10 protein-coding genes are annotated in these 11,601 nt (G+C 74.0%); 5 read left to right on the top strand and 5 right to left on the bottom strand.

The window, feature by feature from the left end; translation table 11 throughout:
• Positions 1 to 273 precede the first annotated feature (273 nt).
• Positions 274 to 1,509, bottom strand: coding sequence for an efflux RND transporter periplasmic adaptor subunit (locus VQ02_RS06345; protein WP_048443321.1), 1,236 nt, complete (start codon positions 1,507 to 1,509; stop codon positions 274 to 276).
• A 103-nt stretch (positions 1,510 to 1,612) separates the two neighbouring features.
• Between VQ02_RS06345 and VQ02_RS06350 the strand changes: the two genes are divergently transcribed.
• Both VQ02_RS06350 and VQ02_RS06355 read left to right on the top strand, forming a co-directional pair.
• On the top strand, positions 1,613 to 2,206 hold the full coding sequence (locus tag VQ02_RS06350; RefSeq protein ID WP_048443322.1) for a TetR/AcrR family transcriptional regulator: 594 nt from the start codon (positions 1,613 to 1,615) through the stop codon (positions 2,204 to 2,206).
• A gap of 440 nt (positions 2,207 to 2,646) precedes the next feature.
• On the top strand, positions 2,647 to 4,737 hold the full coding sequence (locus VQ02_RS06355) for a putative bifunctional diguanylate cyclase/phosphodiesterase (RefSeq protein ID WP_053080257.1): 2,091 nt from the start codon (positions 2,647 to 2,649) through the stop codon (positions 4,735 to 4,737).
• A gap of 11 nt (positions 4,738 to 4,748) precedes the next feature.
• Here VQ02_RS06355 and VQ02_RS06360 read toward each other — a convergent pair whose 3' ends face one another.
• The 3 genes from VQ02_RS06360 to VQ02_RS06370 form a co-directional block, all read right to left on the bottom strand.
• Positions 4,749 to 5,093 (bottom strand): hypothetical protein, encoded by a 345-nt coding sequence (locus VQ02_RS06360; RefSeq protein ID WP_048443324.1) that lies wholly within the window; start codon positions 5,091 to 5,093, stop codon positions 4,749 to 4,751.
• Positions 5,094 to 5,169: 76 nt separating this feature from the next.
• Positions 5,170 to 6,384 (bottom strand): type II secretion system F family protein, encoded by a 1,215-nt coding sequence (locus VQ02_RS06365; protein ID WP_048443325.1) that lies wholly within the window; start codon positions 6,382 to 6,384, stop codon positions 5,170 to 5,172.
• A complete protein-coding gene (locus VQ02_RS06370) occupies positions 6,385 to 8,115 on the bottom strand; it encodes a GspE/PulE family protein (protein WP_048443326.1) in 1,731 nt (576 codons plus the stop codon).
• A 151-nt stretch (positions 8,116 to 8,266) separates the two neighbouring features.
• Here VQ02_RS06370 and VQ02_RS06375 point away from each other — a divergent pair, with 151 nt between their 5' ends.
• The 3 genes from VQ02_RS06375 to VQ02_RS06385 are packed head-to-tail and all read left to right on the top strand — an operon-like array spanning position 8,267 to position 10,394.
• Positions 8,267 to 9,346 carry a hypothetical protein gene (locus tag VQ02_RS06375; protein ID WP_048443327.1) on the top strand — a complete coding sequence of 360 codons (1,080 nt, stop codon included), beginning with the start codon at positions 8,267 to 8,269 and terminating at the stop codon, positions 9,344 to 9,346.
• Positions 9,343 to 9,876: a hypothetical protein gene (locus tag VQ02_RS06380; RefSeq protein ID WP_048443328.1), complete on the top strand. Its 534-nt coding sequence runs from the start codon at positions 9,343 to 9,345 to the stop codon at positions 9,874 to 9,876. Before VQ02_RS06375 ends, VQ02_RS06380 begins: the two co-directional genes overlap by 4 nt.
• A complete protein-coding gene (locus tag VQ02_RS06385) occupies positions 9,873 to 10,394 on the top strand; it encodes a hypothetical protein (protein WP_048443329.1) in 522 nt (173 codons plus the stop codon). The genes VQ02_RS06380 and VQ02_RS06385 overlap by 4 nt, the downstream gene beginning before the upstream one ends.
• Before the next feature lie 72 nt (positions 10,395 to 10,466).
• On the opposite strand, the gene VQ02_RS06390 is transcribed toward VQ02_RS06385, so the two are convergent.
• A partial coding sequence (locus tag VQ02_RS06390) for a type II secretion system protein GspD (protein ID WP_048443330.1) occupies positions 10,467 to 11,601 on the bottom strand: 1,135 nt, incomplete at its 5' end.

The raw sequence follows: 11,601 nt of genomic DNA on the forward strand, positions 1-11,601 counted from the left end.
ACCGGCCGCCTCATGATCGCGATGAGGAGATGTCGAAGGATCCCCTCTCTCCAGAGGGGTAGGGGTGAGGGTGCGGCGGTTCAGAATCCAGTCACTGATCGGGGCGCTGGGGACGGAACCATCCGAGATTGGCTCGGCGGATTGGCACCCTCACCCCTGGCCCTTCTCCGGAGCGGGAGAAGGGAAGAGTGATTGAGAGTTGACGTTTCGCGACGATCGCTGCCGGTTTCTGTTAAATCTTGTCGATGCCGGAAGGCATCCGTCGGGCAGCCTTCACCGTTGCGCCAGCTTACCCGTTGCCGGATCCTGCATCGGCCGCGCGCCCATCGTCACCGGCGAGGGGCTGACGAGGCTGCCGGGCCGCACCCGCTGCAGCCCATTGACCACGATACGCTCGCCGCCCGACAGGCCGGAGGTGACGACGCGCAACCCGTCGACCGCCCGGCCGAGGGTGACGGTGCGGAACTCGGCCCGGCTGTCCGCGCCGACCACCAGCACGAACCGCTTGTCCTGGTCGGTGCCCACCGCCCGCTCGTCCACCAGGAGCAGTTGCTCGGCCGCGGCCTGGCCGAGCCGCATCCGGGCGAACTGGCCGGGGATGAGGTGCCCGTCGCCGTTGGCGAAGGTGGCGCGCACCCGCACCGTGCCGCTGCGGGCATCGACCTTGTTGTCGATGAACTGCAGGTGTCCCTTCGCCCGGCTCCCGTCGGCGGTGACCATCTCGATCGGGATCCGGTCGAGCTTGCCGCGCCGGCCGGACGGTTCGGCGATCGCCGCCAGGGCCTTGAGGACGACCGTCTCGTCGGCGTCGAAGCTCGCGTAGATCGGGTCGACCGAGACCAGCGTCGTCAGCACGGCGGCACCCGCCCCCGTCGCCACCAGGTTGCCCGGGGTGATCTCCCGGCGCCCGACGCGGCCGCTCACCGCCGCCCGCACCTCGGTGTAGTCGAGGTTCAGGCGCGCCGCCGCCAGCGTCGCCTTCGCGGCGTCGAGGTTGGCCTTCGCCTCCTTGAAGGCGTTCGCCCGCACGTCGAGGTCGCGCGCCGTGACGATGCGCTGGTCCGACAGGCGCTGCCCGCGCTCGTAGTCGCTGGCCGTCAGCGCCAGCCGCGCCTCGGCGCCAGCCACCTGCGCCTCGAGGCGCTGCACCTCCGCCGCGTAGGGAGCCGGGTCGATCGTCACCAGGAGGTCGCCGGCCTTGACGAGGTCCCCTTCGGCGAAGTGCGTGGCCTGGATCGCGCCGCCGACCCGGGCCCGCACGTCGATGCGCTCGACCGCCTCGAGGCGCCCCGAGAACTCGTCCCACAGGACCACCTCGCGGGGCTCGACGGCGGCGACCGGCACGGGCACGGCCTGCTCGGGCGGCGGGGTCGCGGCGACGGCCTCGGCGCCGGAGAGCCGCGACAGCATGGGGTAGGAGGCGCCGGCGAGCAGCGCGAGGACGAGGCCGGCCGCGACGGCATGCCGGGCACGGGAGCGGTGAGGGGCGACGGCAGGCTCGGGATTCACGAACGGCTCCGAGATCTGTAAGGTGCGATACAGATGTCGGCATGGACGGCGGCCGTCAAGTGACTTATATACCACTCGCTACAAAAGTTGGAGGCAGCGGACGATGGTGATGGGGCGGCCCCGGTCCTTCTGCATGGACAAGGCCCTCGACGAGGCGATGGAGGTCTTCTGGCGTCACGGCTACGACGGCGCCAGCCTCGCCATGCTGACGAAGGCGATGGGCATCAAGCCGCCGAGCCTCTACGCCGCCTTCGGCAGCAAGGAGGGCTTGCTGAAGGCGGCCCTCGACCGCTACGCCGAGCGTCGCTCCGAGCACATGCACTACGTGCTCGCCGGCGAGACGGCCCGCGACGTGGCCGAGCGGTTCCTCAGCAGCATCGCCGAGAGCCACACCGATCCTGCCAACCCGCCCGGCTGCCTGCTGGTCCAGGGCGGGCTCGCCTGCGGCGCCGGCTCGGAGAACATCCCGTTCGAGCTGGCATCGCGGCGCGCCCAGACTGAGACCGAGCTGCGCGAGCGCTTCGCGCAGGCGCGCCGGGACGGCGACCTGGAGGAGGACAGCGACCCGGCGGCCCTCGCCCGCTTCCTGTCGGCCGTTGCCTCGGGCATGGGCGTCCTGGCCTCGTCCGGTGCCGACCGGGAGGCACTGCGGGAGGTCGCACAGGTCTCGCTCCGGGCGTTCGCGCGCCGCCTTTGATCGGCCCTCGGCCGGCCTGTTCAGCGGCCTCCCAGCGATCCGGGTCCACGTCCCGGCCGGTACGGCCGGGCGGATGCGCATGGCGTGGTTCCGCCCGGCCTCTCGTTCCCGGGACCTGGGCCGCACTGGAGCACAATATCCACCGCGACAGCTCCTGCGCGCATCCGCCGCATCCCTCGCGTCCGGAGTGCGTCCGTGCAGTGCCGTCCGAGCAGCGCGCTCTGCGCGAAAGGACTTTCATCCTAAAATTGCTTCGCTCACGGCTGCGACCCGGCAATGGGTGCAATCGAAAACGTCGACAGGTCCCGGCGGGCCGCCTTGCTGGTCGTCGCCTGCGAACGTATGGTCATCTGACCTAGTAGAGAAATAGTTCTGCGACGCCCCTCATGGTCCCGTCAACTGAAGATGAAAAAAGAGTTTCGGCGCTTAGCAGGACTGGTTTGCTGTCAGCCCGATCGGACGAGACGTTCCTGAGCCTGGTCAGCGTCGCCGCCGACGCCTTCGGCGTTCCGATCGCCACCATCTCGCTCATCGATGCCGACAGGCAGATCTACTTCGAGAAGGTCGGGCTTGCCGCCGACTCGACCATGCGCTGCCTCTCGTTCTGCTCGCGGACGATCGAAGGGGGCGAGACCGTCGTGATCCTGGATGCGGCGCGGGATCCGCGCTGGCGGGACAACCCGCTGGTCACCGGCACGCCGCACATCCGGTTCTACGCCGGGGTGCCGCTGCGGATCGAGGGGCAGGCGATCGGCACCTTCTGCCTCATCGACACGGCGCCGCGCGAGGGGTTCACCGCGGCGGAGCGCCGACGCCTGGAGCGCTATGCCGCCATCGCGCTCGAGATGCTGGAGCTTCGGGCGCTGCAGGCCCGCCGGAGCACCGAGCGCGTCCGCTTCAGGCTCATGGCCGAGACCAGCCCGGACGCGATGATCGTCTACGACGCGGACGGGTGCATCCTGCACTGGAACGGGAGCGCGGAGGATCTGTTCGGCCATACGGCTGAGGAGGCCGCGCGCCTGCGCGTCGCCGATCTCACGGCGAGCGCCGCGGACCGCGCATCCTGGTTCGACGGCGCCCCCGGGGCGACCCGCGAGATCGAGATCCGCCTGGGCGACGGCAGCGCGAAGGTGGTGGAGGCCGCGCTGTCGCGCTGGACGGAGGCGGGCCGCACCTTCGGCGGCGCCGTCCTGCGCGACGCCTCCCAGCGGCGCGAGCGGGAGCGGGTGCTGCACGCGCTGGCCCACCGCGACGCCCTGACGGGGCTCGCCAACCGCGCGCTGATGCGCACGCGCCTCGAGGCGCTGCTGGCGGCGGGGCCGGTGGCGGTCCTGCTCATCGACCTCGACGGCTTCAAGGACGTCAACGACACCGTCGGCCACGCGGCGGGCGACGACGTGCTGAAGGAGGCGGCGGCGCGCCTCCTCGGCTGCGTCCGGAGCAGCGACGTCGTCGCCCGCATCGGCGGGGACGAGTTCGTGGTGATCGTGCCGGATTGCGGCAGTCCTTCGGTGGTCGGCGACATGGCCGCCCGCATCGTGACGGCGATGGCCGATCCGTTCCCGGTGCAGGAGCGGGCGGTGCGGATCGGCGCGAGCGTCGGCATCGCCCTGGCGCCGGCCCAGGCCGAGAGCATCGACGACCTGCTCTTCTGCGCCGACCTCGCCGTCTACAAGGCCAAGGCGGATGGCCGCCACCGGCACCGGCTCTACACGCCGTCCCTGCGGGCGGCGGTGTCGGACCGGCAGCGCTTCGTCCACGAGTTCCACCGTGCCCTGGAGCAGGGGGAGTTCGTGCTGCACTACCAGCCGCAGGTCCGCCTGCGCGACGGCGCGCTGGTCGGCGCCGAAGCGCTCATCCGCTGGCAGCACCCGGAGCACGGCCTGCTGCAGCCGGGCGCCTTCCTGCCCGCCCTCCTGTCGAGCCGGCACGCGGTGGCGGTCAACGACTGGGTGCTGCGCACGGCCTGCCGGCAGGCCGCCGCCTGGCTGCCGCTCGCCGGCCCGCATTTCCGCATGGGGGTGAATGCCTGCGCGGCCCGCCTGCATTCCGGCGAGATCGACGCGGTGGCGATGGCGATCCTGGACGAGACCGGGCTCGCGCCCGGCAACCTCGAGCTCGAGATCACCGAGACCGTGATGCTGGCCCACGAGGGCGCCTCGATCGCGGCCCTGCGCGCCCTGCGCGAGCGGGGCATCGGCATCGCGTTCGACGATTTCGGCACCGGCTACGCCTCGCTGAGCATGCTCGAGGGGTTTCCCATCACGCGGCTGAAGATCGACCGCTCCTTCGTGCGCAAGATGAACGACGCGCCCGACGTGCCGGTGATCCGGGCGATCCTGCAACTCGCCCGGAGCTTCGGCCTCGACGTCGTCGCCGAGGGCATCGAGACCCAGGATCAGCTCCGCCGCCTGCGGCGGAAGGGATGCGCCGAGGGCCAGGGCTACCTCTTCGGCAGGCCGGTGGCGCCCGAGCCGTTCGCGGAGCGGTTCCTCGCGGGCGCCGCCTCGGTCCTGCGGCGGGCCGGGTGACGGCGGGTGCGCTACTCGTCGTCGCCGAACCAGTCGCGGCCGGGCTCGATGCAGCGGTAGCCGACGAGGCATTCCGGCGTGTCGCGGGTCGGCACGAAGGCGTTCCGCGTCACCTGCGTCGGCTCGCAGAAGCTGCGGTCGCGCACGAAGCGGTCGTAGGTGTAGCCGCCGGTGCCGAGCACCGCGGCGCCCCGGGCGGCGAGGAAGCTCCTGGCCTGCCCGCAAGTCATGTCCAGGGTCGAGGGGCGGCCCTGGGCGAGGGAAGCGGCCGGGAGCGCCGCGAGGGCGAAGACGGCCCCGACGGCGGACGCGGCGAGGAGGGTCGACGACCCGGGCTTTCGACGATGGGCGGACACGCGGGGGGCGCTCCCGTGCTCGGACAGCGGCCAACGCGCATCGCCTCGGTTTGATCCGCTCCGCGACGAGCGGGGCCTACTGCGTCAGCTGCCCCACGCTCAGGATCGCCCCCATCACCGAGATGATCAGCCCGCCGATCAGGCCGCCGATCGCGACCGTCACCAGGGGGGTGAGCAGGGCGAGCAGGCGGTCGATGCGCTGGCGGGTCTCGGTCTCGTGCATCTCGGCGGCGTGCAGGAGGACGCTGCCGAGGCGGTTCACCTGCTCACCGCTGGCGATCAGGTTCAGGGTCGAGGCGGCGTAGGGCTTGAGCGCGGCGAGGCCGGAGGCGAGGCTGCCGCCCTCGGCGAGCCGCCGCCCGGCCTCCTCCAGCGCCCGCCGGAAGACCCGGTTGGCGGCCAGCGGGCGCGTCGCCGCCACCGCGTCGGGGATCGGCACCTCAGCGGTGAGCAGGGTGCCGAGCACCCGGCAGAGGCGGCCGCACTCGATCCCGACGACGATCTCGCGCACCAGCGGCAGGCGCAGGGCGAGGCGCGCCCGCGCCGCCGCAAAGGCCGGCAGCCCCCAGGCCCGGGCGAGGCCGAGGACGAGGAGCGCGAGGCCGCCGACGAGGATCGGCCAGGAGGCCGAGAGCGCCTCGCCGAGCCAGGCCGCGGCGCGGATCGCGAAGGGCGGCGCCTGGCCGGTGCCCTCGAAGAGCGGGGCCAGCGCCGGCACCAGCACGCCGACGATCATCGCCACGGTGCCGATCGCCATCGCGACCAGGAGGGCCGGGTAGATCATCGCCGAGACGAGGTGGCGCCGCACCGCGTCGCGGCGCTCGATCGAGCGGGTGAGCGAGGCGATGACGTCGACGAGGGTGCCGGTGGCCTCGCCGGCGCGCACGATGTCGACCATGTCGCGCGGGAACGCCTGCGGGTGGGCCGCCATCGCCCGCGACAGGGAGGCGCCGGCCACCACCCGCTCGAGCAGGTCGGCGAGGACCGGCTTGAGGGCCGGGCCGGTCTGGCGCTCGACGAGGCGCAGGGCCCGGTCGACGGTGAGCCCGGCGCCGACCAGGGTGCCGAACTCGCGCAGGAAGGCGACGCGGGCGGCGTCGTTGACCCGGTCGCGCCCGAAGATGTCGCGGCGCCAGAACGGCGCCGGCCCGGCGCTCGCCTGCTGGATCTCGTAGACCTGGAGCCCGTCGGCCCGCAGCAGGGCCACGGCGCGCTGGCGGGTCTCGGCCTCGATCTGGCCGGCGCGGGCGCGCCCGTCGCCCGCATAGGCCTTGTAGGCGAAACGCGGCATCTACAGCGTCCCCTCGAGCACCCGGCCGACCTCGTCGAGGGTGGTGTCGCCGGCCAGCACCCGCGCCCGGGCGCTCTGGCCGAGGCCGCTCATCCCGGCTGCGCGGGCCCAGGCGGTCAGCGTCTGCTCGTCCGCGCGGCCGGCGATCAGCCCGCGCAGGCCCTCGTCGAGGGTCATGATCTCGGATACCACCATGCGGCCGCGATAGCCGGTGCCGTTGCAGGCCGGGCAGCCGCGGGCGCGCTTCAGGCTCAAGGGGGCGTCCGGGTCGAATCCGAGGCGCAGGCGCTCCTGCGGCGTCGCCGGGCTCGGCTCGGCGCAGGCTCCGCACAGGCGCCGCACCAGGCGCTGGGCGACGACGCCGTTGAGGGTCGCGGCGATGAGGTAGGGCTCGATGCCCATGTCCATCAGCCGGGTCACCGTGGCGGGGGCCGAGTTGGTGTGGAGTGTCGAGATCACCAGGTGGCCGGTCAGCGCCGCCTGGACGGCGATGCGGGCGGTCTCGCCGTCGCGGATCTCGCCGACCATCACGACGTCCGGGTCTTGCCGCAGGATCGAGCGCAGCGCCGCCGCGAAGTCGAGGCCGATGCCCGGATGGGCCTGGACCTGGTTCACACCCGCCATCCGGTACTCGACCGGGTCCTCGACGGTGACGACCTTCAGGTGCGGGCCGTTGATCCGGCGCAATGCCGCGTAGAGCGTCGTGGTCTTGCCCGAGCCGGTCGGGCCGGTGACGAGGACGAGGCCGTTCGGCCGGCTCGTCATCGCGGCGATCTCGGCGATCGCCGCGGCGTCGAAGCCGAGGCCGGAAAAATCCTCGACCCGGCGCGAGCCGTCGAGGACGCGCAGCACCACGCTCTCGCCGTGGGCGGTCGGCAGGGTCGAGACCCGGATGTCGACCTCCTGGCCGCGGTCGGGCGCCTGCATGCGCCCGTCCTGCGGCAGGCGCCGCTCGGCGATGTTGAGGCCGGCCTGGATCTTGATGCGGGTGGTCAGCGCCAGCTGCACCGATTTCGCCAGCCGCTCGGATTCGACCAGCACGCCGTCGACGCGGTAGCGCACCCGCATGTCGGCCTCCTCGGCCTCCAGGTGGATGTCGGAGGCCGACAGCTCGAAGGCCTTGCGCACCAGGCGGGCGGAGAGGCGGACGATCGGGGCCTGGCTCGCCACGTCGGCGAGGCGCGCGAGGTCGTCCTCGGCCCCCGCCTCGCCCTCCTCGGCGACGTCGCCGTAGACGGCGCGGTGCGCCCGCTCGAAGCTGCCGGGGCCGACGAGGCGCAACGCCACCCGCCGGTCGACGAGGTGCTCGAGGGCGGGCGCGATCTCCGCGTCGAACGGATCGACCACCGCGACGACGAGGCGGTCCGGCTCGACTGCCAGCGGCAGCACGCGCGCCCGGGCGCAGTAATCGGGCCCGACGAGGTCGGGCAGGACCGGCTCGCCCGGCAGGTCCTCCTGGCGCAGGATCGGCAGGCCGGTCGCCTCCGAGAGGGCGGTGACGAGCGTCGCCTCGTGCACGAGGCCGAGCTCGGTCAGGAGCAGCGGCAGCGGGCGGCGGCCCGGCCCCTCGAGGGCGGCGAGCGCCCGCTCGTGGCCGGCGGCATCGAGGACGTCGCTCTCGGCGAGGCGGTCGACGACGGCGCGCAGGTCCTCGCCCCGGCCGCGCGGCGCGGCGCGCCGGTCGGCCTGCGCCCGCCGCGGCCTCGTCTTCGCCTCCCAGATGCTCAGCATCGCCCATTCCCGAGAGTGGCCCGCCCGGCGCCGCGAGGGCCCGGGGCGTGACGCAGCGCCACTCTGTGCCAACAGCCTTAAGCAGACGGAAATGTCGCAGCGTTAGACCGGTCCGTGCCGCCCGCCGCGTGAGGGGCGCCGGAGCCGTCCGTTGAGCGTGCCATCCGCCCTGTCCTCGGCCGAGTCGTCGATCAAGTCATCGACCAGGTCCTCGCTCCGCCAGGGCCTCGACGCCGCCTCGCACCTCCTCGGCTTCACCGAGACCCGCATCGACCGCGAGCCGGCGGTGCTGACGCTACGGATCGGGGCGCCGGGCGATCCCGGCCTCACGGTGATCGACCGGCGCGACGGGCAGGACCGGACCTACCGCCTCGATGCCGGGGCGGACGACCTCGCCGACAAGCTCGCCGCCATCCGGGGCGGCCGGCCCGAGGGGCGGGTGAAGGTCGTCGTCGATCCCGCCTCCTGCTTCATCCGCACCCTGGACCTGCCGAGCGTCGCGCTGCCGCGGATGCGCGCGGTGCTGGCGCAGGAGCTCGAGGCCGCGACCCCGTTCCGGGCCGATCAGGTCTTCAGCGACTGGTACGTCGAGGGCGAGGATCCTGGGGCCCGCACCCTGCGGGTGCGCCATGTCGTGCTCAAGCGCGCGCGCCTCGCCCCGCTGCTGGCGGCCCTGGCGGGGGCAGGGCTGAAGGCCGGCATCGTCGCGGTGGGACCGGCGGAGGACCGCACCATGCCGGTCGACCTGCTCTCGGGCGGGCACCACGCCCTGCCGGGGCTGCTGCGGGGATCCGGCAACCTCGCCCTCGCGGCGGCGGCCGGCCTCTTTCTCCTCGCGGCCTTCCTCGGCCTGCGTCAGCACCAGGCGGCGACGCTCGCCGCCCTCGACGACGCCTTCGCGGCCGCCCGCCGGGCGGCGGGACCGGGCCAGCCGCCCGCGGTCCAGGCCGGCATCGCGGCGATCCTCGCCGAGCGCGGGCCGCCCCTGGCGCGGACCTGGGACGCGGTCGCCGCCGCCCTGCCGGACACGGTCTCGGCGCAAAACCTGCGCCTGACCGGCGAGGGGCTGGAGCTCACGCTCCTCGCGCCGGACCCGCCGGCGGTCCTCGCGGCGCTCGCGCAGCGGGTTCCGGGCTTCGGCGCACCGGAGCTGCGCCAGGCGCTCCCGGTCGACGGGGGCCAGCGGGTCGTCGTCGCCCTGCCGCGCCTGCGCGCCGGAGCCCGGCCGTGACGGCGCTGCTTCCCGCGGGCGGGCGGCCGCTGCTCCTCGGACTCGCCGGGCTCGGCCTCGCCCTCGTCCTCGCGGTGGGGCCGGTGCTCGACGCCGTCGGGGCGGCGGACGACATCGGGCACGCCCGCGACCGCCTGGCCCGGGCCCAGGCGGCGGCGGCCATGCCGCCGGTGCCGGCGCCGCTCACGGCGGCGGACGAGGCCGGCCTCGTCGCCGTCTTCCGGGCCCGGCTCGAAACCCTGGCGGCGGAGCGCGCCGCGAGGATCGACGGGGCCGGGCTCCAGCCCGATCCGGCGCGACCGGCCCTGCCGCGCCTCTCCGCCTCCCTGCTCGGCACGGCGGAGGGCCTGCACGGCCTGCTGCAGGCGCTGGAGACCGAAGGCCCCCTCGCCGCCGCGGAGGAGGCGGAGCTGAGCGTCGAGCGCCCGGCCGATCCCGAGATCGGGCGCGCCACCGTGATGCGCCTCAACCTCACGATCCGCGGCGTGCTGCTGCCCCGCCCCTCGCCGCCCCGGAGCACGACGCCGTGAGCGGGGCCTGGCGGCACGTCCGCGCGGCCCTCGCGGCGACCGGGCGCGGGCCCCGCGCAGCCTGCGGGCTCGCCGCGGCGGCGATGCTCGCGGCCTTCGCCTGGCCGGTCGATGGCGGGCCGGCGCGGGCGCCGCGCCGCGCGGCGGCGCCCGCGCCGACGGCGGACGAGACCGCGCTGCACCGCCCGCTCTTCGATCCCGGCCGGCGTCCCTGGACTGCCCGGGGCCCGCGCGACATCCTGGCGGGGGACCCGCCCCGCCCGATTCTCACCGTGCGCGGCATCCTGCTCGACGGCGCTGCGGCCCGGGCGCTCATCGACGACGGCAGCGGCATCCAGGCCTGGCTCACCCGCGGCGAGGGCAGGGGAGACTGGCGCGTCGCCGAGGTCGGGCGCGACCGGGTCACCGTGGTCCAGGGCGAGCGCCGCTACGTCGCGACCTTCCTGGGCCCGCCCACGACCCTGCGCCCGGTCGGCGCCCGGCCGGCGCCGGAGGTGGGGCCCGCCCTGCGGCCGTGACGTGCCCGCGCGACGGGTGCGGCCGGCGCCGCGCCCGCGGGCCCATCGCGGACCCCGCGGGCGCGGCCCCGATCAATCCAGCATCCGCCGCAGGACGCCGTGCGGACCCTCGTGCGCCGCCGGCAGGGGCGGGGGCGGCAGCACGGAGCGGACCGGCATCATCGTCCGGAACTGCTGGCGGAAGTCCTCGGCGATGCGGTCGGCCTCGGCCGTGCCGCGGATCACCTTCGGGCGGATGAACACCAGCAGCTCGGTCCGCACCCGTTCGTCCACCCGGTTGCGGAAGGCGGGGCCGAACAGCGGCAGGTCGCTCAGCACCGGCACGCTCTCGTTCCTGATCTGCGCCTTCTCCTGCACCAGCCCGCCGATGGCGAGGCTGTGGCCGTCGCTCACCGCCACGCTCGTTGCGACCCGGCGCTGGCGGATCGTCGGCGAGTCGATCAGCGAGGTCGTGGTCGGCACCACGTCGCTGACCTCCTGGTTGATGTCGAGGACGACGAGGCCGTTCTTGTTCACCCGCGGCGTGACCGACAGGATCACGCCGGTATCCTTCATCTCGATCTGGTTGAGCACCGGCGCGCCGGCGGTCAGCGCGCTCTGGCCCGACTGCTTGATGGTCGGAACCTGGTCGCCGACCTGGAGCTTGGCAGTGCGGTTGTCGAGGACCGTGATGTTGGGCGACGAGATGACGTTGACCCGCGTCACGCCCTGGAGCGCGTTGAGCACGACCTTGAAATCGGCCGCCCCGAGCAGGTAGTTGAAGCCCGTGACGCCGCGCACGGCCGAGGTGATCAGCCCCGCCGTGCCGGCGAGGCCTTTGTCCTGGGCGTATTTGGTCGTGCCGCTGTTGGCGAGGTTGAAGGTGCTGCCGTGCTCCTTGAGGAACCACTGCACGCCGAACTGAAGGCCGTCGTTGAGCGTCACCTCGGCGATGACGGTCTCGAGCAGCACCTGCGTCGGCATGGCGTCGAGGCGGCCGAGAATGCGCAGGATCTTGTCGTACTGGTTGCGCGTCGCCGAGATGACGAGGCTGTTGTTGGCGTCGTCGGCGACGATGCCGATGGCGTCCCGCCGCATCCCGGGGCCGGCCATCGGGTAGGCCGCGTCGAGGCCCGCTCCGCCGTAGCCGCCGGTCAGGCCGCCTCCGCCACCGAGCAGGCCGCCCCCGCCGGCGAGCGAGGCGGGTCCGAGCCCGCCCGCAGCGCCG

The sequence above is a fragment of the Methylobacterium variabile genome, assembly GCF_001043975.1.
Lineage (GTDB): Bacteria > Pseudomonadota > Alphaproteobacteria > Rhizobiales > Beijerinckiaceae > Methylobacterium > Methylobacterium variabile.